This window comes from Cryobacterium zongtaii (assembly GCF_002909375.1).
GTDB lineage: Bacteria > Actinomycetota > Actinomycetes > Actinomycetales > Microbacteriaceae > Cryobacterium > Cryobacterium zongtaii.
Genome location: NZ_PPXD01000009.1, coordinates 188,465 through 210,165, shown reverse-complemented (window position 1 = coordinate 210,165; position 21,701 = coordinate 188,465). Strand labels below are relative to the sequence as shown.

Genomic DNA, 21,701 nt, shown 5'->3' with positions numbered 1-21,701 from the left:
CCGTGAGCACCGCGCTACTGTCCAATTTCATCAATGGCCACTTTGTGACACCGACGGGCTCCGCGCTGCTGGACATCGTCGATCCGACGACCGGATCGATCGTGGCCCGGGCCCCGATCTCCACAGCGGGCGACGTCGACGACGCCATGCGCGCCGCCAAGGCCGCATTCCCCGGCTGGAGCCGGAAGACCCCGGGCGAACGGCAGTTGGCGCTGCTGCGGCTGGCCGACGCCGTGGAGGCCAACAGCGACGCGATCGTGGAGGCTCAGCACCGCAACACCGGCCAGCCGCGCGCCACCATCGCCGCCGACGAGGTGGCCGCCGGGGCCGATCAACTGCGTTTCTTCGCCGGCGCCGCCCGACTGCTCGAGGGCAAGTCGGCCGGCGAGTACCTCGAGGGCATGACCTCCTGGGTGCGCCGCGAACCGATCGGGGTGGTGGGCCAGGTCACCCCGTGGAACTTCCCATTCCTGATGGCCATCTGGAAGATCGGTCCGGCCCTGGCCGTGGGCAACACCCTCGTGCTCAAGCCCAGCGACACCACCCCTGAATCCACCCTCGAACTCGCCCGGATCAGCCAGGGCATCCTGCCGGACGGCGTGATGAACATCGTGCTCGGCGATGCGAGCACCGGTGCGTTCATCGTCGAGCATCCGGTGCCCGGCCTGGTCTCGATCACCGGCAGCGTGCGCGCGGGCATGGCCGTGGCTGCCGGTGCGGCGCACACCCTCAAGCGCGCTCACCTGGAGCTCGGCGGCAAGGCGCCCGCCGTGGTGTTCGGTGACGTCGACGTGGCCAAGGTCGCCTCGGCGATCGCCGACTTCTCCTTCTATAACGCCGGCCAGGACTGCACGGCCATCACCCGGGTGCTCGTGCACGAGTCGATCCACGACGAATTCGTGGGCGCGTTCACGGCCGAGGCCGAGCTGCGCGTCACCGGGTCCGCCGACGACGCCGACAACTACTTCGGGCCGCTCAACAACGTCCGTCACTTCACCGACGTGGTCGAAAAGGTGGAGGGCCTGCCGGCGCACGCGGTGATCAGCACCGGCGGCCACCGGGTGGGTGAGGCGGGCTTCTTCTTCGAACCCACCGTGGTGACCCAGGTGCGCCAGACGGATGCGATCGTGCAGGACGAGACATTCGGCCCGGTGATCACGGTGCAGAGCTTCGGCACCGAGGAGGAGGCCATCGCCATGGCCAATGACGTGCGCTACGCGCTGGCCTCGAGCGTCTGGACCCGCGACCATGCCCGGGCCCTGCGGGTCTCCCGCGACCTCGACTTCGGCGCTGTCTGGATCAACACGCACATCCTGCTGACCGCCGAGATGCCGCACGGCGGTTTCAAGTACTCCGGCTACGGCAAGGACCTGTCCATGTACGGCGTCGAGGATTACACCCGCATCAAGCACGTGATGAGCGCACTCGAATGAGCTTCCATCCTCTCGACCCCCTGACCGGCCCCGAGTTCACCAAGGCGGCGGCCGTGCTCGCCCGTGAGCACGGGGTGGGTGCTGGCTGGCGATTCGCCTCGATCGAACTCCTCGAGCCGGCCAAGGCCGCCATCGCCGAATTCGAGGCCACCGGTGTCGCCCCGGAGCGCCGGGCGCGCCTGGTGGTGCTGCATCGCGCCCAGAACCACACCTGGGTGGCGGTGGTGTCGCTGCACACCGACGCCCTGCTCGAGTGGGGTCAGGTGGTGGGTGTGCAGGCCAACTTCACCGTCGATGAGTGGGAAGAGGCCGACGCGGCGCTGCGGGCGCATCCGGAGGTCGTGGCCGCACTGGCCAAACGCGGCATCGATGACCTCGAGAACGTCTTCATCGACACCTGGACCTACGGCGACGCCGTGATCCCCGACGTCTACCGCGGCCTGCGCCTGGGTTGGGCCGACGTCTGGGTGCGCAGCGGCGCCGGCGCCAACCCCTACGCGGGACCGGTCAGCGGGCTGCACTTCGTGATCGACGTGAACACCATGAACCTGCTCGAAATCGAGGACACCTTCGCCGTGGACCCGCCGAGCGTGATGGGCGAGTACGTGCCGCACCTGGTGCCGGAGCGCATCCGCACCGCGAGCACGAGGCCGCCGTTGAAGCCGCTGGACATCGTGCAGCCGGAGGGCCCGAGCTTCAGCGTGGACGGCAACCTGGTGCAGTGGCAGAACTGGTCGCTTCGAGTGGGATTCAACTACCGCGAGGGCATGACGCTGCACAGGGTGACCTACACGGATGCCGGCCGCGAGCGCCCGATCGCCAACCGGCTCTCGTTCGCCGAGATGGTGGTGCCGTACCGCGACCCGAGCGTCGACCACTTCCGCCGCACCGCGTTCGACATCGGCGAGTGGGGCCTGGGGTTCATGACCACCTCGCTGGAGCTCGGCTGCGACTGCCTGGGCGAGATCCGCTACCTCGATGCCGTGCTGCACAACAGCGCCGGCGAGCCGTATTCGATCCCCAATGCCTTCTGCATCCACGAGGAAGACAACGCCGTGCTGTGGAAGCACGTCGACCACGACGGCGGCGCGGAGGTGCGCAGGATGCGCCGGCTGGTGGTGTCCTTCCACGTGACCGTGGCCAACTACGAGTACCTCGTCTACTGGCGGTTCTACCAGGACGGCAACATCGAGTGTGAGGTGCGCGCCACCGGCATCATGGTGGTCACCCACCTCGAGCCCGGCCAGCCGCACCCCAACGGCACCCTCGTCGACGAGCGCACCTACGCGCCGTTCCACCAGCACTTCATCGTGGCCCGGATGGACCTCGACATCGACGGCCCGGCCAACACCGTGTACCGCAGCGAGACCCGCATCGAACCGATCGACGCTGCCAACCCGCTCGGGCTGGCACTCACCCAACAGAACACCCCGATCGAGACCGAGGGCTTCGATGACTTCGACTGGAACACCCAGCGGGCCTGGAAGGTGGTCAACGAGCAGACCCTGAACGGGCTCGGCACCCCGGTGTCGTACAAGCTCGTGCCGGGCGGCGCCATCCCGTCGTTCTTCCACCCCGAAGCCCCGGCCCTCACCCGGGCTCAGGTGATCGGCCACACGGTGTGGGTCACTCCCAACGACGACGCTCAGCGTTGGCCCTGCGGCGAGTTCGTGAACCAGAGCGGCGTCGACCACGGCCTGCCCGAGTGGATCCAGGCCGGCCGCGCCGTACGCGATACCGATGTGGTGCTCTGGTACACCTTCGGCATCCACCACATCACCCGGCCGGAGGAATGGCCGGTGATGCCGGCCGACATCGTCTCGTTCTGGCTGAAGCCGGTGGGCTTCTTCGACCGCAACCCGTCGCTCGACGTGGAACCGAGCGCCGCGCACTGCGCCCCGGGTATGGAGCACGGCGGGATGGCCGACCACCCACACGAGCACAGCAGCCATGAACACAGCACGGACGAACACAGCACGGATGAACACAGCACGGATGCGCCGGCCACGGAACCAAGGAGAACAGCGTGACGCGAGTACCGAACTATGTGGTGGCCTACGAGGCCACCGCCCAAGGCCGCGAGGCCCTCGAGCTGGGCATCGCAATGGCCAGGATCACCGCGGCCGAACTGCGCATCTGCCTGGTTCTGCAGCGCGTCACCGCGGCCCCGGCGAAGATCCACGCCGCGAGCAGCGACTTCGAGGTTCTCCTGGCCGACCAGGCCACGAAGTGGCTCCAGCAGGCCGCCGGCTGGGTGCCCGCCGATGTCACGGCCACGACCCATCTGCTCTGGGCCGACTCCACCTCTGAGGGCCTGATCCAGGCCAGCGCAGACCTCGATTCCGACCGGATCGTGGTGGGCGCCGCCCGCGGCGGACTGTTCAACAGGTTCACCATCGGCAGCGTCGCCAACGCCCTCTTACATGCCTCCCCCGTACCCGTTGCCCTCGCCCCACACGGGTACCGCGCGCCGGCCCAGCTCACCCGGATCACCTGCGCCATCGGCACCCGGCCGGGCTGGGAAGCCCTGCTCGACTCGCTGGTGGCATTCTCCGACGGGCTGAGCGTGGATCTGCGCTTCGTGACCCTGGTGGAGGTCGACGCGGCCCGCGAGAAGCAGTCACCGGCCGCCGCCGGCAGCACCGCGCACCTCGACGCCGTGCTCGCCTATTACGAGCGGCACTCGACCAGCCACGGCGTCATCACGACCGAGGTCGGCACCGGCAAGAGCGTCGAAGACGCGGTCGAGGCCCTCGACTGGCGGCCCGATGAGCTCGCGTTCGTCGGGTCAAGCCGGCTGGCCGCGCCGCGCACGATCTTCCTCGGCATCACCGCCCACCGCATGCTGCACGCCCTGCCGGTGCCGCTCGTCGTCGTGCCGACCTCGGCCACCCGCACCTGATCCAACCCGTTCGCTGATTTCGACCCGTAGCTGATCCGACCAAAGGACAGGTTCATGGCACAGTCATCCGCCTCCGGCGCCACGCCGGCCACCACCTCCACCTCATCCAGCGCCGGCGGTCTGTCTGCCAAGGGCCTGAGCGCCGGCAGCGTGGGCCTCCTCGGCGCCACCGTGATCGGCATCTCCTGCATCGCCCCCGCGTACACTCTCACCGCCTCGCTCGGCCCCACCGTCGCGGCCGTGGGCACCCAGATGCCGGGGATCTTCATGGTCGGCTTCATCCCGATGCTGCTCGTGGCGCTCGGCTACCGCGAACTCAACAACGCCATGCCGGATGCCGGCACCTCGTTCACCTGGGCGACCCGCGCTTTCGGGCCGTGGCTGGGCTGGATGGGCGGCTGGGGTCTGATCGTGGCCACGGTGGTGGTGCTGTCCAACCTCGCCGGGGTGGCCGTGGACTTCTTCTACTTGATGCTCGCGCAGCTGTTCGACAACCCCGGCCTGGCCGACCTGGCCGGCAACGTCTGGATCAACATCTTCACCTGTCTGGTCTTCATGGTCGGCGCCTGTTACGTCTCCTACCGGGGGATGGAGGCCACCAAGATGGTGCAGTACGTGCTCGTCGCGTTCCAGCTGCTCGTGTTGATCTGGTTCAGCGTCGCGGCGCTCATCCACTTCTCCGACGGCACCGCCTTCGACGCCCTCGGCTTCAGCGCCAGCTGGTTCAACCCGTTCCTCACCCCGTCGTTCTCGGCATTCGCCGCCGGGGTGTCGCTGTCGATCTTCATCTACTGGGGCTGGGACGTCACGCTCACCATGAACGAGGAGACCAAGGACCCGGCCCGGACGCCGGGCCGGGCGGCGACCCTCACCGTGGGCATCATCTTCGTGCTGTACATCCTGGTCGCGGTGTCGGCGCTGATGTTCTCCGGTGTCGGTACCGGCGAGCTGGGGCTGGGCAACGAAGACATCCAGGGCAACGTCTTCGCGGCGCTAGCCGGCCCGGTGATGGGCCCGTTCGCGATCCTGATGTCACTGGCCGTGCTGTCCAGTTCGGCGGCCTCGCTGCAGTCCACCTTCGTGGGCCCGGCCCGCACGATGCTCTCGATGGGCCACTACCGAGCGTTCCCCAAGCGGTTCGCCTCGATCAGCCCGCGGTTCAAGTCGCCGGGCTTCGCGACCGTGATCGCCGGTGTGGTGGCCTGGGGGTTCTACGCGGTGATGCGGGTGCTGAGCACCGATGTGCTCACCGACACCATCCTCACCCTGGGCATCATGATCTGCTTCTACTACGGCGTCACGGCGTTCGCCTGCGTCTGGTTCTTCCGCCGCGAAGTGTTCTCCAGCACCCGGGCGTTCCTGCTCAAGCTGCTCGCCCCGCTGCTGGGCGGCATCATCCTGGCCGTGATCTTCGCCACGACCCTGATCGACAGCACCAATCCCGACTACGGCAGCGGCTCGGAGATCGGCGGCGTCGGCCTGGTGTTCATCCTCGCGATGGTCCTCTTCCTCACCGGCATTGTCCTGATGCTCATCATGCGCAGGGTCGACCCGGCCTTCTTCCAGGGCAAGACCCTGACCAAGGGCACCTCCCGCGACGCGTGAGTCTTGTCTCGGGATCGGCGCCGTTTCGCCCGTGGTTGACTGTCTGCCATGGGGAAGTGGAGCGGTGACACCTGGCTGGGCTGGGCTCTCGTGCTGTTCTGCCTGTCGCTGGCATCGACATTCATTGCCGGTGTCGCCGGGTTCAATTTTGACCCCGACGATTATCCGAGCTCCTATTACGCCGCTCGGGTTCCCGGCCTTGTCGGGGTCATGGTTGTGTCGCTGGTGATTCCGGCGCTGGCTGCAGCGGCATCGGTCTTGTCCGCGCGTGCCGGACCACATGAGGCGCGGCGGACCGCGACCGCGACAGTCATCCTGGTTCTGGCGCTGTCATCTGTCTGGTTGTGCTTGGTGCTCGGGATCGACTCGGTGCAGCAGGCCATCGAATTCTCTGAGCATGCTCCGATGTAGGTGCCGTCAGCTGCGGCGGAGTTGAGCCGCCCGACCGGCACCATCCGCTCACCTCGCTGAACGCACTCTCAGGCGGCCGCCCCTCCCGGACAGCTTCTGGTCGTTTCCCTTTCACCTTCGATTCGTACACTCCCCAGTGATCGGCTTCACAAGTTCTGACTGTGGAAAGTGACGTGTGCGATGTCGTATTTTGTGGAACTGGTCGATCACCGCCTGGCCAGGCTGCTCACCCCCGCCAGGCGGGATTGGCTTCGGAGTCCCCGCACCCTGCTGCTCGGCTTTTTCGGGCTGCACCTGCTCTTCCTGTTCGCGCTGCTGCCCACCATCCTCACCGGCCGGGTGCTGGGCGACCTGCCGCTCTATCGGGTCTGGGCCGAGCAGGCCCTGGCCAACGGCGTGTGGCAGGGCATCGACGTCGAGTGGGTGTATCCCATCGGCGCGATCGTGCCGATCGTGCTGGCGGATGCGGCCGGCCCGCTGCTGTATCAACTGCTCTGGTTCGTGATGACCGGGGCCCTCAACGCCGCGGCCATCGGCATCCTCACCGACTGGGGCCGCGATCGGGCCGGCTACCGGGCGGCCTGGTTCTGGCTGGCCTTCAGCCTGCTGCTCAGCCCCGTCGGACTGCTGCGCCTCGAGGGGCTCAGCGCCCCACTGGTGATCATGGGCCTGGTGCTGGTGGCCCGCCGCCCCGTGCTGGCCGCCGCCCTGCTCACCGCGGCGACCTGGATCAAGGTCTGGCCGGCCGCGGTGCTGCTCGCCGTCGTGGCGGCGAGCCGGCGCCGGGTGAGCGTGGTCGTCACCGGCGGAGTGATCACGGCCGGTATCGCCGGCGCCGTCTGGGCGGCCGGGGGCCTGCGGTTTCTGACCGGCTTCGTGACCATGCAATCCGACCGGGCCCTGCAGCTCGAGGCGCCGGTGACGACCCCGTGGGTGTGGCTGGCCGCGATGGGCCAGCACGGCACCACGATCTACCAGAACCACGCCATCGCCACCCGCGAAGTGAGCGGCCCCGGCGCCGGCTTCGTGGCGGCCGCCATGACCCCGCTGATGTTCCTGGTCATCGCCGGCATCTTCGTTCTGCTCCTGCTGGCCCTGCGTCGCAGCCGCGACAACGCCCAGCTGGTGCTTCTGGGCGCATTGGCCCTGGTGACCACGTTCGTGGTGCTCAACAAGGTGGGTTCGCCGCAGTACATGCTGTGGATCGCCCCGGTCGTGGCCGTCGGGGTGGCCCACGACTGGGTTGTCTGGCGGGTGCCGGCCTATCTCACGATCGTGATCGGCGGGTTGACCACCCTGATCTTCCCGATCTTCTACCTGCCCCTGGTGCACGGGGATGCCGGTGCGATCCTGCTGCTCACCGTGCGCAACGCTCTGCTCGTGGTGCTGCTCGGCTGGTCGGTCCTGGCCCTGTGGCGCACGGCCTTCGCGAGCTCGCCGGCATCCGTATCGGGTGTCAGCGCGCCGGAGCGCGTGGCCTGGCCACACGCTGACGCCACCAGTTTGCGGGGCGACCCGGCCACACGAGGCAGAATAGGGAGGTGACTGCTACAACGACCTTCGCCCTCGTCCGCCACGGCCAGACCGATTGGAACGCCATCGGGCGCATCCAGGGGGCCACCGATGTGCCCCTGAACGACGTGGGCCGGGGCCAGGCCACGGAGGCGGTCGCACCGCTCTCGCAGTACGAATGGGACTTCGTCGTGGCATCGCCGCTGTCCCGCGCGGCCGAGACGGCCGACATCATCGCCGCGGACCTGGACCTCGAGGTGACCCGCCACCTGCCCGGCCTCGTCGAGCGCAACTACGGACCGGCGGAGGGGCTCTCCGCCGGACCCACGCTCGACGCCCTGCGGGTCGACGGCGACTCCGGCAGCTTCCGTGGTGCCGAGGCGGCGCTCAGCGTGTCCAACCGCGGCCTTGGTGCGCTGCGCCAGCTCGCCGAGGACTACCCGGGCGCCCGCATCATCGTCGTCTGCCACGGCACCCTGATTCGCCTCAGCCTGATGGCCGCCCTCGAGCGGGACATCCCGCCGATCCTGAACGCGGCAATGTCGGTCGTGCAGTTCAGCCCCGAGGCCGGCTGGACCGCATCCGTCATCAACAACGAGCCGCTCGAGGCCGACGCCGTGGCCCTCGCCGGCTAACTGTTCCCGCTGCGGACAAATGGTCCCGGCACACCGGGCGCACATGTCCGCATAGGCAACAGGTGTGGCTGCCTGACCGGTCAGCGACGGGTGGACACCGTCACGGTGAACTTGGTGTTGCGGCCGACCTGATGGGTCGGGCCCACGATGCGGGTGAGGGCGGGGCGATAGCCGAGGTGGGTGTTCCAAACGGTCCACAGTTCACCGCCGGGGCGCAGGACTCTGGCCGCATCCTCGAAGAGCTTCAGGGCGATGCCGGCGTGCACCGACGACCCGATGTGGAACGGCGGGTTCAGCAGGATCAGCTCGGCGGACGCGTCGGGTTGCGCGCTCAGCGCGTCGTCGCGCAGCACCCGCACCCGATCCATTACGCCGTTGGCCGACATGGTGGCCAGGGCGGAGGCGACGGCCGCGGCGGACTGGTCGCTCGCCACCAGCTGCAGGCCGGGGCGACGCTGGGCGAGGGCGGCCGCGAGCACCCCGGTACCGCAGCCCAGGTCGACGGCGGTGACGGCATCCGGCTTCATGCGGTCCAGGAATTCGAGCAGGTAGCGGGTGCCGATGTCGATGGTGGTGCCGGCGAAGGCCGCGCCGTGGGCGCAGACGGTGAGACCCAGGTCGGGGTGCTCGACCGTACGCGGCCACGCCGGGCCGGCCTGGTCAGTGCTGTCCGAGACCGTCGGCTGCGTAATGATCAGGACACGCGACTTCTGCCGCGCCGGAGTGACGTGCAGCTCGCCGAAGTGCCGGCGCAGCACCTCGTTCATGGCCACGGTCATGTGCTTGATGCGGCCGCCGGCGACCACGGTCACGTCGGGGGCGGCGAAGCGGGCGATGGTGCCGGCCAGCTCGTCGAGGGCGGCCAGGCTGCGCGGCAGCTGCAGCAGCACCAGGCGGGCCCCGGTGAACAGCTCGGCGCCCAGCGGCACATGCCGGTACGCCCCGGTGAGACGGGCCAGGTCGGGCACGCTGCTCGCTAGATCGGCCGCGTTGTGATCGAGGGCGTGTTCGCCGGAGAGCGCGTCCTGGTAGACGCGCACCTCAGGCTGCGCTCCCAGCCGCGCGGTCAGCTGCGCCGCCGCCGCGAGCGTCAGGGCACCGTAGTGGTCCTCGAGCACCACGACCTCGCCGACACCGGCCGTGGCCAGTCCCGCCGCGGCCTCGTCCAGGATCAGCCGGTCGCTCGCGTCGACGGCGAAAAGATTGGTCGCCTCGACATCGGGCCGGCGGCGCAGGCGCTCGAAAGGAAAGTCAGGCATTCGCTCAGAATAGCCGCCAGGGACTTGAACGGCTCAGCGAGGCCGGTGCGGCGTGGGACAATAAGAGACCCCTTCACCCAACCGTCACGGACACCGCACCTTATGGCCCACAACCTCAGCGATCTGCAGATCGCGCGCCTCGTCGGGCCACAGGCATATTCGCGTGGGGTGCGTTACGCCAAGGAGGGCCGGGTCGAAGACCAGGTCTGGCAGCTGGGCGGCAGCCGCCTGCTCGGCACCGTCGGCGGCACCCAGGCCCGACCCTACGACGTCACCGTGACATTTCAGCAGGATTCCAACGGCACCGTGGTGCGCGCATCCGGCACCTGCAGCTGCCCGATGGGCCTGAACTGCAAGCACGTCGTCGCACTGCTGCTGGCCAGCCGGTCCACGGCCGCCGACCTCGCCCGTGCACGCTCGGCAGATTCCCAGCGTCCCCACACCAGTGCCCCCGCCACCTGGCAGAGTGCCCTGGCACCGCTCACCAGGGCGCCGGAGGCCGAGCCACCGACGGGCACTGCCCTCGCCCTGCAGTTCGAGTTGCTGCCGCCGCCGCGCGCCGCGCGGCTGCCCGCCCCGAGCGTGTCGCTCGCCCGGCTGGGCGTGCGCCCGATGGTGCGCGGCAAGAAGGGCAAGTGGATCCGCGGCAACCTCACCTGGGACAACCTCTCCTACTCCCGCGGCATGCTCAACCGCGCCCAGTTGCGGGTGCTCTCCGCCATCTTCGAGCTCTACTCCTCCGGCCAGCGTTACCACGTGACCACCGACCCGTGGCTGCACCTGGACGGGTTCGCCAACCGCGCCCTCTGGGGTCTGCTCGGCGAGGCCCGAGAGGCCGGCATCCCCTTCATCGGCACCACACCCGGACAGGAGCCGGTGACGGTCTCGGACGAACCCGCCGAACTGTCGCTCGACATCCGCCGCGACCACGGCGGCCTCACCCTCTCCCCCACCGTCTCCCTCGGCGGCCAGTTGCTCGACCGCAGCGCCCTGGGCTACATCGGTGACCCGGCGCACGGCCTGTTCACCTGGACGACCACCAGCACCGACGTGCGCCTCACCATCGCCCCCCTCGCGCGCCAGCTCGGCCGCGACCTGCGGGTTCTCGCCTCGGCGCACACCCCCATCACGATTCCGCCCGACGAGGAGAACGTCTTCCTCGCCGACTTCTACCCGTTCCTGCGCGGCCAGCTCTCGCTGATCAGCACCGACGAGTCGTTCGACCTGCCCGACACCGCCCGCCCGGTGCTGGCCCTGTCGATCATCGCCCACGCGGATGCCCGCATCGGCTTGCATTGGGAGTGGCAGTACACCGGCGGTGCCGGCGCCTCGGGCGCCCCGGCCATCGCGCCCCTGCGCGGCCCGGCCACCGACGACGCCCCGGCCGGCTACCGGGACACGGCCGACGAGGCCCGCATCCTGCATGCCGTCAGCGGCATATTCGTGGGATTCCCCGCCCACCAGCCGGCCTTGTTCGCCGCGGAGCTGACCGGTTCCGCCGGCGCTGCCGATTCCCCGGGCATCCTGCGCGCCGACGCCACCCTCGACGGCGCCCGCATGATCGAGTTCCTCGAGGCCGTGCTGCCGGTGCTCGAGGCCACGGACGACCTGCTCGTGCAGTTCGTCGGCGACGCCCCGGAGTACCGCGAGGCCGCCGAGCCGCCCACCCTCACCTTCGCCACCTCGGCGCGGGCCGAGAGCCGGGACTGGTTCGACCTCTCGGTGCGGGTCACCGTCGACGGCGAGGATGTGCCCTTCGACGAGGTCTTCAGGGCCCTGGCCACCGGCCAGGAACTGATGATCCTGCCGGACGGCACCTACTTCAGCCTGGACCGGCCCGAACTGCAACAGCTGCGCCACCTCATCGAAGAGGCCCGCGGCCTGCAGGACTCCCCGAACGACTCGCTGCGCATCAACCGGGCCCAGTCCGACCTCTGGGAGGAACTGCAGGACCTCGGCAGTGCCGAAGCCGAGGCCGCCGCCTGGCGTGACACCCTCGCCGGCCTCGCCGACGGCGCCACGATCGCGCACCGGGAGCTGCCCGCCGCCGTGCTGGCATCGCTCCGGCCCTACCAGCAGACCGGGTTCGACTGGCTCGGCTTCCTCAACGACACCGGCCTCGGCGGCGTCCTCGCCGACGACATGGGCCTGGGCAAGACCCTGCAGGCCATCGCTCTCATCGTCGATGCCCGCGAACGACAGAGCGAACGCCGCCCGTTCCTGGTCGTCGCGCCCACCAGCGTGGTGCACAACTGGGCCACCGAGTGCGCCAGGTTCGCCCCCGGCCTCTCGGTCGCCGCGATCACCGAGACCACCGCCAAGCGCGGTGCGTCTCTGGCCGAGGCCGTGACCTCGGCGGATGTCGTGATCACCTCGTACACCCTGTTCAGGCTCGATTTCGACGAGTACGACGCCGTCAGCTGGGCGGGCCTGCTGCTCGACGAGGCCCAGTTCGTGAAGAACCATAAGTCCAGGGCGCACCAGTGTGCCAAGCGACTGCAGGCCCCGTTCAAGCTCGCCATCACCGGCACGCCGCTGGAGAACAACCTGATGGAACTGTGGTCGCTGCTCTCGATCACCGCCCCCGGCCTGTTCCCCAGCGCCGCCCGCTTCTCCGACTACTACCAGCGGCCCATCGAGACGCAAGCCGACGGTGACAGGCTCGGCCAGCTGCGCCGGCGCATCCGCCCGTTCATGCTGCGCCGCACCAAGGACCAGGTGGCCAGCGACCTGCCCGCCAAGCAGGAGCAGGTGCTCGAACTCGAACTGCACCCGCGCCACCGCCGGGTGTATCAGATGCACCTGCAGCGCGAACGGCAGAAGGTGCTTGGACTGCTCGGCGACCTCAACCAGAACCGGTTCGAGATCTTCCGGTCGATCACCATGCTGCGCCAGCTCAGCCTGGATGCGAGCCTGTACGACGACAAGTACGCCGACATCCCCTCGAGCAAGCTGGATGTGCTCATGGAGCTACTCGAAGACGTCGTCGCCGAGGGGCACCGCACTCTGATCTTCAGCCAGTTCACCGGCTATCTCGCCAAGGTGCGCACCCGCCTCGACGCCGCCGGCGTGACTTACTCGTACCTGGACGGGCGCACCCGCAACCGGGCCGCGGCGATCGACGGGTTCAAGAACGGCGACACCTCGGTGTTCCTGATCAGCCTCAAGGCCGGTGGCTTCGGCCTCAACCTCACCGAGGCCGACTACTGCATCTTGCTTGACCCCTGGTGGAACCCCGCCGCCGAGGCGCAGGCCGTTGACCGGGCTCACCGCATCGGCCAGACCAAGAACGTGATGGTCTACCGTCTGGTGGCCACCGACACGATCGAGGAGAAGGTGATGGCGCTCAAGGCCGTCAAGGCCAAACTCTTCGACAGCGTCATGACCGATGGCGGCGCCCAGGGAACCGGCCAGGGGCTCACAGCCTCCGACATCCGCGAACTGCTCGAGTAGCGCCAGACGTGACCGATATTCCCGCCGGCCCGGCGGCCGACCAGGCTGTCGATCACGCCGTCGACCATGCCGTCGAGGCCCGCGAGCGGCTCAAGCAGGCCGCTCGGCGCGCCCACCGCAGCCGGTCGGTGCGGGCCTCCGCCCGGCTCGGGCTGCTCGCCAACGGTCTGGTGCACGCCCTGATCGGAGGAATCGGCCTGCGCATCGCGAACGGCCAGCCCGGCGAAGCCGACCAGCTCGGCGCCCTGAGCGCCATCGCCAACGGCCCCGGCGGCATTGCCGTGCTCTGGTTGTCGACGGTGTCGTTGTGGGGCCTGGCGCTCTGGCAGGGCACCAACGCCGCGTTCAGCGTGGCGCCCAATCGACGGGTCCTCGTGTTCCGCCGCTGCCTCAACGTCGGCAAGGCCCTCGGCTTCGCACTGCTGGGCACCGTCACGTTCGCGGTCGCGCTCGGCGCCAGGGCCGGCGGCGCCGAGACGGTGCGGCGCGCCGACGACGCCATCGTGGAGAGCCCCGTGGGCCTGTTCCTGCTGCTGGTCGTGGGCAGCACCGTGGCCATCATCGGCGGCGGCCTCGTCTGGCGTGGTCTGCGACGCAACTTCCGCGAGGAGCTGCGCTACCTCTGGGGGCCCACCAAGCTCGTCGTGCTCGGCCTGGGAGTGTTCGGTCACGTCACCAAGGGGATCGCGTTCCTGGTCACCGGCGGGCTGCTGCTCGCCGCCGCCGTGTTCGCCGATGTGCGCTGGGTGGGTGGCCTGGACGCCGGGCTGCGCTACCTGCTCACCCTGCAATCGGGCCCGATCCTGCTCAACGTCGTCGCTGCGGGCCTGATCGCTTTCGGACTGTACCTGGTGGCCCGGGCGGCGTTCCTGCGGCACTAACAGCCGAACAGCGCAGTCAGGCTGAGAGTTGGATGAGGGCCCGACGATCTGCTTCAATTTCGAAGTACTCTGTGGGCATGGACATTCGCGAGATCCCCCTCACCGCCGCCGACGGCTCCACCACCTCGCTGGCCGAGTACGCCGACAAGGTTGTGCTCGTGGTCAACGTCGCCTCCCGCTGCGGCCTGACACCGCAGTACGAGACCCTCGAACAGCTGCAGCGCACGTACGCCGACCAGGGCTTCACAGTGCTCGGCTTCCCCTGCAACCAGTTCGCCCTCGGCGAGACCGGATCGAGCGAGAAGATCGCCGAATTCTGCTCCACCACCTACGGCGTCACCTTCCCGCTGATGGAGAAGACGAAGGTGAACGGTGGCTCCCAGCATCCGCTCTACGCCGAGCTCACCCAAACGCCGGATGGCGCGGGCAAGGCCGGCAAGGTCAAGTGGAACTTCGAGAAGTTCGTGATCTCGCCCTCCGGTGCGGTCCAGCGGTTCCGCCCGACCACCCTGCCCGACTCCCCCGAGGTCATCGCGGCTATCGAGTCCGGCCTGGCGGAGCTGAAGCCCGCCGCCTAACCGTTCTCGGAGGTCGGCACCCCGTAGGACGCCGCGCTGTGCATCTCGATGGCCACATACGGTTCGTCGCCGACCACCCAGGCGTTGTGCCCGGACGGAATGAGGTAGGAATCGCCGACGGTGATGGTGGCCGTGGCCCCGTCGTCGAGCATGACCTCCAGGGTGCCCGACAGGCAGTAGCCCACGTGCAGGAGGCGACAGGAATCGGTGTTCACCGTCGGCTTGATGTTGTCGGCCCACGTCCAGCCCGGCTGCATCGTCATGCGGCCGACCGAGAACTCGTCCAGGTGGTTCAGTTCCAGCAGCGTCTTCTCCGGCGCGCGACGCTCGTCAGGCGTGCTGTGCGACTTGACCTGCAGGGTGTGCGCAGTGGTGGCCATGGTGTCTTCCCAACTCTGGCGGGCCCATCAAGAAGGTCGGACACGCGGCCCACCCTGACGTGCCTGGCACGTGACCGAGCCAGACTAAACCCACCTGGCGAGGCCTGAAAGCCCGGGCTCGGATCTCCGTGAGCGAGCACCGAGTGTTCCCCATCCAATAGTGGTTGAGGTGGGCGGCTAGGAACCGAAGGCCAGGCGGGCGTCGGCATACGTGGCGGTGACCGTCGTGGTGCAGGTGCCGGTGCCAGTGCCAGGGGCGTCGGCGTTGATGTCGACGAGGGCGGCGTCGAAGCGGCGCACCGGTTGTGCGTCAAGGTCGCCGGGCTCCGTGGTCCAGGCGCGCGGGGTCCCTGCGCGCGGGGTCCAGGCGGGCCAGCCGGGATGTCCGTCGTTGATGAAGGACACCGCGGTTCCGTGCACCTCGTCGGCCAGCCGCTGGGACGGGGCGGGACCGGCCAGCGCCGCCACCCGCGGGGCGTCCAGCGCGTCGAAGAAGAACGGCAGATCGAGGCAGTGCAGCGCCCCGCCGAAGGTGGGCGAGCGCCACGCGAACGCCCAGAGCCAGGTGGGCGCCGCATCCGTTGTGGCGGCCTCTGCCCTCGCTTCGGTGACCCGCAGCATGACGCCGCGGATGGCGCGGTCGGAGGCGAACTGGCCCAGCAGTTCGGCGGTACCGAGCCTGTCGTGCGCCGCGGCGTACGCCCGCGCCGACGGCGCGGCGACGCCGAGACGGCCGAGCACCTCCGCGGCATCTGCGCCGGCCAGCTCGTCGGTGAGGTCGGCTATGGCGAAGTTGAATTCGTGGTCGGTGCTGCCCAGCATCAGCGGCTTGGCGGCGCCGATGCCCGCCCGCACGGCGTCGACCGTGGCCAACGGGACCAGGTCGCCGTCGACGACCGGCCCGAACGGGAGACCGGCGACAAGGGCGTTCGCGATCTCGCCCAGCGGCCCGGCGGGGGTGCCGGCGGCGAAGGCCGTCGCCCGCGGCTGCTCGGCGAGGATCTGGTTTTCGGTGAGCGCCCCGAGTCCCGCCCGGGTGGGCGCGACGCCGGCCAGGGCGGCCAGGCGCCGACCGGTCCGCTCCGCTTGGTCGGGCGCGAGATAGGTGGCCACCCCGGAGATGACGATGGCCCGCGCGAACAGCGGTTGCGCCCGCGGCATCGTCAACAGGGTGAGCACGGCGCCGCCGCCCGCGGATTGCCCGGCGATCGTTATCCGGGCCGGGTCGCCGCCGAAGACCTGGATGTTGTCGCGTACCCACGCGAGCGCCAGCAGCCAGTCGAGCACGCCGCGGTTCAGCGGCGCATCCTCGATCCACCCGAAGCCGTCGAAGCCGAGCCGGTACGACACGTTCACGGTGACGACACCGTGCCGGTTGAAGCTCGCGCCGTCGTACCACGGGCTCGCCGCCGACCCGGAGGTGTAGCCGCCGCCGTGGATGTAGACCAGCACGGGCAGGCCGGCACCGGCGGGCGCCGGGGCGGGGTCGGGGGTGAACACGCTCAGGTTCAGCGTCGACTCGCCCGGGAAGCTGGGCTCGGGCACCAGAGTGCTGTCGCCACCGTCGATGCGTTGCGGGGTGGCGCCGGGGCTGCCGGCATCCCGCACGCCGGACCAGGCCGGGTGCGGCACCGGGGCCGCGAATCGCAGCTCCCCGACCGGCGGGGCGGCGTAGGGAATGCCGAGGAACGCTGTCGACCCGGGGCGCCGGACGCCGCGGACGATCCCCGCCGTTGTCGTGACGTCGACGGTGTTCATGGGGCGCCCTTTCACTGAGACGGTGGTGGTGCACCGCGATTGAGGTTATCGCGCAGAGCGCCGCCGGGTCTGGCCCCGACGGCGTCCGGCGCGCAGAATGGATGCGCCACACCGCGGTGAGCATTCGCCGTGGACCGTTCACCGCGCGAGGAGCACACCATGGCCAAGCTGATCTGCACCTTCATCACCTCCCTGGACGGCTATGTGGCCGACACCGAGGGCAACTTCGACTGGAGTACCCCGAGCGATGAGGTGCACACCTTCGTCAATGACCTGGAACGTTCGGTGGGCACCTACCTGTACGGCCGGCGGTTGTATGAGGTGATGGTGGCCTGGGAAACCATGCACCTGAACGACGACGCCCAGCCCGCCGTGATGCGCGACTACACCGCGATCTGGCAGGCGGCAGAGAAGATCGTCTACTCCAGGACTCTGGCCGAACCACTCAGCCGGCGTACCCGCATCGAGCGCAGCTTCGACCCGGAGGCGGTGCGGGCGCTCAAGGCTTCGGCCACCGCCAACCTGTCGATCGGCGGTCCGCACCTGGCGGCGCAGGCCTTCGCGGCCGGGCTGGTCGACGAGGTGCAACTGTTCATCTCCCCCGTCGTGGTGGGCGGCGGCCTGAAGGCCGTGCCCGACGGCCTGCACCTCGGTCTCGAGCTGACGGACGAGTACGCGTTCCGGAACGGCGTGGTGTACCTGGGCTATCGCGTACGGCACTGACCGCACACGATAATCTGGGGCTGCGCCGGCACCCCCGGCCCCACCAGATTGGACCAGACGATGACGCCTGACCGTGCTCCTGACCGTTCGATCGCCGCATCCACCCGCGCCCTCGTCATCGGCGAGGCCCTCATCGACATCGTGCGGCGCCCGGGCGCCGAGCCGGTGAGTCACGCGGGCGGCAGCCCGATGAACGTGGCGTACGGACTCGGCCGGCTCGGTGTGCCGACCACCCTGGTCACCCAGATCGGGGCAGACCCGTTCGGCGAGATCATCGCGGGGCACCTGCGCGCGGCCGGCGTCGACCTGCTGCCGGGGTCGGTCACGACCGGCGCCACCTCGAGCGCCACCGCCATCCTGGATGCGGCCGGCGCCGCCACCTATGACTTCGACCTGCGCTGGGAGCTGCCATCGGTGGCGCTGCCCGCCCCGTGCACCTTGATCCACACGGGCTCGATCGCCGCGATCCTGCAGCCCGGCGGCCGGGCCGTGCTGACCGCGTTCACCGGCGCCCCGGCCGGCACCCTGCTCAGCTACGACCCCAATGTGCGGCCCGGCATCATGGGCAGCCGTGACGACGTGGTGCGGGCCGTCGAAGAGCTCTCCCGGGCCGCGCACGTGGTGAAGATGAGCGACGAGGATGCCGCGTGGCTCTATCCGGGGCGGAGCCTGGACCAGATTGCCCGGGATTACGTGGCGGCCGGGGTGGCCCTGTTCGCCATCACCCGAGGCGGCGACGGCGCCCTGCTGCGGGCCGGCGGGGCCACGGCCGAGCTGGCCGCGCATCCGGTGACCGTGGTCGACACCATCGGCGCCGGTGACTCGTTCATGTCGGGGCTGCTCTACGCGATCCTCGTGAACGATGCCACGGAGGCCATCCTGCAGAACACCCTCGGCGCCGCCGACCTCGGTCGCCTGGGCCAGACCGCCCTGGCGAGCGCGGCGATCACGGTGTCGCGTGCGGGCGCCAACCCGCCCACGGTGGCGGAGCTGTTCGCGCGCTGACCCGCCCCTTCCACCGCACCGATGCAGACAGCGTGGGGCAAGTCAATCCCCTTGAACGCTTCAGCGACCCTGGCTTTACTGTGCCTACGTTGTCCCCATTGAGTGGGTCTCTGGCAACGGGTAACAGGAAGTTTGGTGCGACATGGCGGTCACAACAACCGATACGGCAGTGCAAGTCTCGGTAGAACTCACTCCCACGGATGGAGTGGTGATCGAGGGTAATTCGCTGGGGGTCACCATACGTATCACCGCGCTCCGGCCGGCGTTGATCGAGCACGCCGAGCTGACGCTGATCCGCAAGGTCAACTACACCTACGGGCGCGGCAACATCTACGGCGGCGTGTTCCCCGCCCGCGAACGCACCACCGAGCTGCTCACCACGGTCACGGTGCCGGCGCCGGGTGCAATCCCGGCCGGCCAGACCCGGGTGTTGTCGGGCAGCCTGAGCATTCCCACCGACGGCCCGGCCTCGGTGCGGGGAGACCTGATCGACGTGGGCTGGTCGGTGCGCTGCGTCCTGCATGCCGCCGGTGGTCAGATCATCAAGCGGGAACGACTGATCGACGTGCAGTCCTGGGGCCAGACCAGCGCCACCGACATCGGCCATCCGCCGGTCGGCGAACACCTCGGACAGGTCGCCCTGGAGTTCATCGCGTTGTCCTCCCGGGTGCTGGAACCCGGCACCCCGCTCACGGGCATCCTGCGGGTGCGTCCCCGCGACGAGATCTCGACCCGGGGCGTGCGCGTGCAGCTGGTGCGCTGCGAGGAGGTCTGGGGCGGACCCGGCCAGGTCGCCGACCCCGACGCCAGCGAGTCCGAGGGCTACCGGCACGCCGAAGCCGTGACGGCCGCCGTCGTGGTGGGCCCCGCCGGGATGCTCACCCCCGGCACGGTGGTGGATCTGCCGTTCACGGTCGAAACACCCGCGGGCCTGCCGGCACCGTCGTTGTCCATCGGCAACCTGCACGTGCGCTGGGAAATCCGGGCCGTCGTCGACCTGCCCCTGCGCCTGGACCCGCAGCTCTCGCTCGACCTGCTCGCCGTCACGGCCAGCCGGCAAGCGAGTGATTCCGGCCGCCCCGGGGCCCTCGACACCGACTGAGCACCGGTCTCACCAGGATTGAGAAGGCGGAGTGCTGGATCACATCCGGTTCTCCTGTTGGACAGTGGGCTCCGAGCGGAGCAGCCTGAGGGTATGGAATACACACACCTCGGTCGTTCCGGCCTGTCCGTTTCGCGCCTGTGCCTCGGCACCATGAACTTCGGGCCCGAGACCGACGAGCCCACCTCGTTCGGCATCATGGACGCTGCCAGGGCGGCGGGCATCAACTTCTTCGACACCGCCAACGTCTACGGCTCCAAGCAGGGCCGGGGCGCCACCGAGAGCATCCTGGGCCGCTGGTTCGCGCAGGGCGGCGAGCGGCGCGAGGACACCGTGCTGGCCACCAAGGTCTACGGCACCATGTCCGACCGGCCCAATGACGGCAAGCTGTCGGCGCTCAACATCCGCCGCTCACTCGATGAGAGCCTGAAGCGCCTGCAGACCGACCACATCGACCTGTTCCAGTTTCACCACGTGGACCGTGACACCCCGTGGGATGAGATCTGGCAGGCCATGGAGACCGCCGTCGCGCAGGGCAAGGTCCTCTACGCCGGCAGCAGCAACTTCGCCGGTTGGCACATCGCCACCGCGCAGGCCGAGGCCCGCAAGCGCAACTTCAGCGGGCTGGTGAGCGAGCAGTCGCTGTACAACCTGCTCAAGCGCGACATCGAACGTGAGGTCATCCCCGCCGCCCAGGCCAACGGGATGGGCATCCTGCCCTGGTCGCCGCTGGACGGCGGCCTGCTCGGCGGAGTGCTGCGCAAGGAGCGCGACGGCAGCCGCCGGGTCTCCGGGGCCAACGCCGAAAAGCTCGAGAAGAACCGCGCGGCCATCGGTGCCTACGAGGACTTCGCCGCCGAACTCGGCACCGAGCCCGGCGACCTGGGCCTGGCCTGGCTGATGCACCAGAGCGCGGTGACCGCACCGATCATCGGTCCGCGCACCATGGAGCAGCTCGAGGCCGGCCTGCGCGCCGTGGACCTGAAGCTCGACCAGGGCGCGCTCCAGCGCCTCGACGAGATCTTTCCCGGCTACCGCACCGCGCCGGAAGACTACGCCTGGTGAGCGCCGGACTGAGTGTTCTCTTCATCGGCGGCACCGGGGTGATCAGCACGGCTGCGGCCGAGCTGGCCGTGGCTCGTGGTCACCGGCTGACCGTGCTCAATCGCGGCCAGTCCGCCCTGCGCAGCATTCCCGACGCGGCTGAGGTGCTCACCGTGGACGTGCGGGACGCGGCCGCGGTTGCGGCGGCGCTCGGTGAGCGTCGTTTCGATGTGGTGGTGGACTTCGTGGCGTTCACCCCGGAGCACGTGCGCGCCGACATCGCCCAGTTCGCCGGCCGCTGCGGGCAGTACCTCTTCATCAGCTCGGCCTCGGCATACCAGAAGCCGCCGGCCGCCCTGCCGGTGCGGGAGTCCACTCCCCTGCACAACCCGTTCTGGGCGTACTCCCGCGACAAGGCCGCCTGCGAAGACGTGCTCATGGCGGCGCACCGGGAGCAGGGCTTCCCGGTCACCATCATCCGCCCGTCGCACACCTACGACCGCACCCAGATCGCGCTGCTCGGCGGGTGGACCGACATCCACCGGATGCGCACCGGTCAGCCGGTGGTGGTGCACGGCGACGGCACGTCACTCTGGACCCTCACCCACAGCACCGACTTCGCCAAGGCGCTCGTGGGCCTGTTCGGCCGGTCGCAGGCCGTGGGCGACAGCTTCACCATCACCTCGAACGAGTACCTGCCCTGGGACGCCATCTACGCCGAGTACGCCCGCGCCGCCGGCGCCCCGGCGCCGCAGATCGTGCACGTGGCGAGTGACACCATGGCGGCGGCCAACCCCGAGTGGAGCGGCCCGTTGCTGGGCGACCGGTCTCACTCGGTGATCTTCGACAACAGCAAGGTCACCGCGCTCGTGCCCGACTTCGTGTGCACCACCCCGGTCGCGCTCGGCTTCCGCGAGGCGATCGCCTGGTACGACGCGCATCCCGAACAGCAGGTGGTGGATGCGGCGCTGAACGCCACCCTCGACGGGCTCGTCACCGCGCACTCCACCCTTTCCTGAT

At 69.4% G+C, this 21,701-nt stretch carries 18 protein-coding genes; 15 read left to right on the top strand and 3 right to left on the bottom strand.

Features of this window, described 5'->3' with window-relative positions; genetic code table 11:
• The first annotated feature begins 2 nt into the window (after positions 1-2).
• The 7 genes from C3B61_RS09145 (at position 3) to C3B61_RS09115 (ending at position 8,498) form a co-directional block, all read left to right on the top strand.
• Positions 3-1,433, top strand: a complete 1,431-nt coding sequence (locus C3B61_RS09145; RefSeq protein ID WP_244285895.1) for an aminobutyraldehyde dehydrogenase — start codon at positions 3-5, stop codon at positions 1,431-1,433.
• A complete protein-coding gene (locus C3B61_RS09140) occupies positions 1,430-3,463 on the top strand; it encodes a primary-amine oxidase (RefSeq protein WP_103460320.1) in 2,034 nt (677 codons plus the stop codon). Before C3B61_RS09145 ends, C3B61_RS09140 begins: the two co-directional genes overlap by 4 nt.
• On the top strand, positions 3,460-4,335 hold the full coding sequence (locus tag C3B61_RS09135; protein ID WP_244285894.1) for a universal stress protein: 876 nt from the start codon (positions 3,460-3,462) through the stop codon (positions 4,333-4,335). The genes C3B61_RS09140 and C3B61_RS09135 overlap by 4 nt, the downstream gene beginning before the upstream one ends.
• A gap of 54 nt (positions 4,336-4,389) precedes the next feature.
• The gene (locus C3B61_RS09130; protein ID WP_088457577.1) at positions 4,390-5,940 is read left to right on the top strand and encodes an APC family permease; all 1,551 of its coding nucleotides are present in this window, start codon (positions 4,390-4,392) and stop codon (positions 5,938-5,940) included.
• A gap of 48 nt (positions 5,941-5,988) precedes the next feature.
• Complete coding sequence (locus C3B61_RS09125) at positions 5,989-6,351, top strand: hypothetical protein (RefSeq protein WP_103460319.1); 363 nt, start codon at positions 5,989-5,991, stop codon at positions 6,349-6,351.
• Positions 6,352-6,531: 180 nt separating this feature from the next.
• Positions 6,532-7,896 (top strand): glycosyltransferase 87 family protein, encoded by a 1,365-nt coding sequence (locus tag C3B61_RS09120; protein ID WP_103460318.1) that lies wholly within the window; start codon positions 6,532-6,534, stop codon positions 7,894-7,896.
• Positions 7,893-8,498 carry a histidine phosphatase family protein gene (locus C3B61_RS09115; protein ID WP_103460317.1) on the top strand — a complete coding sequence of 202 codons (606 nt, stop codon included), beginning with the start codon at positions 7,893-7,895 and terminating at the stop codon, positions 8,496-8,498. The genes C3B61_RS09120 and C3B61_RS09115 overlap by 4 nt, the downstream gene beginning before the upstream one ends.
• A gap of 80 nt (positions 8,499-8,578) precedes the next feature.
• Here C3B61_RS09115 and C3B61_RS09110 read toward each other — a convergent pair whose 3' ends face one another.
• Positions 8,579-9,757, bottom strand: a complete 1,179-nt coding sequence (locus tag C3B61_RS09110; protein ID WP_103460316.1) for a class I SAM-dependent methyltransferase — start codon at positions 9,755-9,757, stop codon at positions 8,579-8,581.
• 102 nt (positions 9,758-9,859) lie between these two features.
• Between C3B61_RS09110 and C3B61_RS09105 the strand changes: the two genes are divergently transcribed.
• From C3B61_RS09105 to C3B61_RS09095, 3 genes are all read left to right on the top strand, one after another.
• Positions 9,860-13,210 (top strand): DEAD/DEAH box helicase, encoded by a 3,351-nt coding sequence (locus C3B61_RS09105; protein WP_103460315.1) that lies wholly within the window; start codon positions 9,860-9,862, stop codon positions 13,208-13,210.
• Between the two features lie 8 nt (positions 13,211-13,218).
• Entirely contained in the window at positions 13,219-14,091 is an 873-nt protein-coding gene (locus C3B61_RS09100) for a DUF1206 domain-containing protein (protein WP_103460314.1), read from the top strand.
• Positions 14,092-14,168: 77 nt separating this feature from the next.
• A complete protein-coding gene (locus C3B61_RS09095) occupies positions 14,169-14,669 on the top strand; it encodes a glutathione peroxidase (protein ID WP_088457584.1) in 501 nt (166 codons plus the stop codon).
• Here C3B61_RS09095 and C3B61_RS09090 read toward each other — a convergent pair.
• Both C3B61_RS09090 and C3B61_RS09085 read right to left on the bottom strand, forming a co-directional pair.
• Positions 14,666-15,049 carry a cupin domain-containing protein gene (locus tag C3B61_RS09090; protein ID WP_103460313.1) on the bottom strand — a complete coding sequence of 128 codons (384 nt, stop codon included), beginning with the start codon at positions 15,047-15,049 and terminating at the stop codon, positions 14,666-14,668. The two genes, C3B61_RS09095 and C3B61_RS09090, sit on opposite strands and share 4 nt — an antisense overlap.
• 177 nt (positions 15,050-15,226) lie before the next feature.
• Positions 15,227-16,807 (bottom strand): carboxylesterase/lipase family protein, encoded by a 1,581-nt coding sequence (locus C3B61_RS09085; RefSeq protein ID WP_103460312.1) that lies wholly within the window; start codon positions 16,805-16,807, stop codon positions 15,227-15,229.
• A gap of 159 nt (positions 16,808-16,966) precedes the next feature.
• On the opposite strand from C3B61_RS09085, the gene C3B61_RS09080 reads away from it, so the two are divergent.
• The 5 genes from C3B61_RS09080 to C3B61_RS09060 all read left to right on the top strand — a co-directional run bounded on the left by C3B61_RS09080 (position 16,967) and on the right by C3B61_RS09060 (position 21,700).
• Entirely contained in the window at positions 16,967-17,530 is a 564-nt protein-coding gene (locus C3B61_RS09080; RefSeq protein ID WP_103460360.1) for a dihydrofolate reductase family protein, read from the top strand.
• 60 nt (positions 17,531-17,590) lie between these two features.
• Positions 17,591-18,535 (top strand): carbohydrate kinase family protein, encoded by a 945-nt coding sequence (locus C3B61_RS09075; protein WP_103460311.1) that lies wholly within the window; start codon positions 17,591-17,593, stop codon positions 18,533-18,535.
• A gap of 142 nt (positions 18,536-18,677) precedes the next feature.
• Positions 18,678-19,637, top strand: a complete 960-nt coding sequence (locus tag C3B61_RS09070) for a hypothetical protein (protein WP_133160251.1) — start codon at positions 18,678-18,680, stop codon at positions 19,635-19,637.
• A 93-nt stretch (positions 19,638-19,730) separates the two neighbouring features.
• Positions 19,731-20,702, top strand: coding sequence for an aldo/keto reductase (locus C3B61_RS09065; RefSeq protein WP_103460309.1), 972 nt, complete (start codon positions 19,731-19,733; stop codon positions 20,700-20,702).
• Positions 20,699-21,700, top strand: a complete 1,002-nt coding sequence (locus tag C3B61_RS09060; RefSeq protein ID WP_244285893.1) for an NAD-dependent epimerase/dehydratase family protein — start codon at positions 20,699-20,701, stop codon at positions 21,698-21,700. The genes C3B61_RS09065 and C3B61_RS09060 overlap by 4 nt, the downstream gene beginning before the upstream one ends.
• Position 21,701 lies beyond the last annotated feature (1 nt).

Coding starts and splice junctions, on each gene's coding strand:
- C3B61_RS09140 (WP_103460320.1), top strand. CDS start 1,430: ATGAGCTTCCATCCTCTCGACCCCCTGACCGGCCCCGAGTTCACCAAG.
- C3B61_RS09130 (WP_088457577.1), top strand. CDS start 4,390: ATGGCACAGTCATCCGCCTCCGGCGCCACGCCGGCCACCACCTCCACC.
- C3B61_RS09125 (WP_103460319.1), top strand. CDS start 5,989: ATGGGGAAGTGGAGCGGTGACACCTGGCTGGGCTGGGCTCTCGTGCTG.
- C3B61_RS09120 (WP_103460318.1), top strand. CDS start 6,532: ATGTCGTATTTTGTGGAACTGGTCGATCACCGCCTGGCCAGGCTGCTC.
- C3B61_RS09110 (WP_103460316.1), bottom strand. CDS start 9,757: ATGCCTGACTTTCCTTTCGAGCGCCTGCGCCGCCGGCCCGATGTCGAG.
- C3B61_RS09105 (WP_103460315.1), top strand. CDS start 9,860: ATGGCCCACAACCTCAGCGATCTGCAGATCGCGCGCCTCGTCGGGCCA.
- C3B61_RS09095 (WP_088457584.1), top strand. CDS start 14,169: ATGGACATTCGCGAGATCCCCCTCACCGCCGCCGACGGCTCCACCACC.
- C3B61_RS09090 (WP_103460313.1), bottom strand. CDS start 15,049: ATGGCCACCACTGCGCACACCCTGCAGGTCAAGTCGCACAGCACGCCT.
- C3B61_RS09085 (WP_103460312.1), bottom strand. CDS start 16,807: ATGAACACCGTCGACGTCACGACAACGGCGGGGATCGTCCGCGGCGTC.
- C3B61_RS09080 (WP_103460360.1), top strand. CDS start 16,967: ATGGCCAAGCTGATCTGCACCTTCATCACCTCCCTGGACGGCTATGTG.
- C3B61_RS09075 (WP_103460311.1), top strand. CDS start 17,591: ATGACGCCTGACCGTGCTCCTGACCGTTCGATCGCCGCATCCACCCGC.
- C3B61_RS09070 (WP_133160251.1), top strand. CDS start 18,678: ATGGCGGTCACAACAACCGATACGGCAGTGCAAGTCTCGGTAGAACTC.
- C3B61_RS09065 (WP_103460309.1), top strand. CDS start 19,731: ATGGAATACACACACCTCGGTCGTTCCGGCCTGTCCGTTTCGCGCCTG.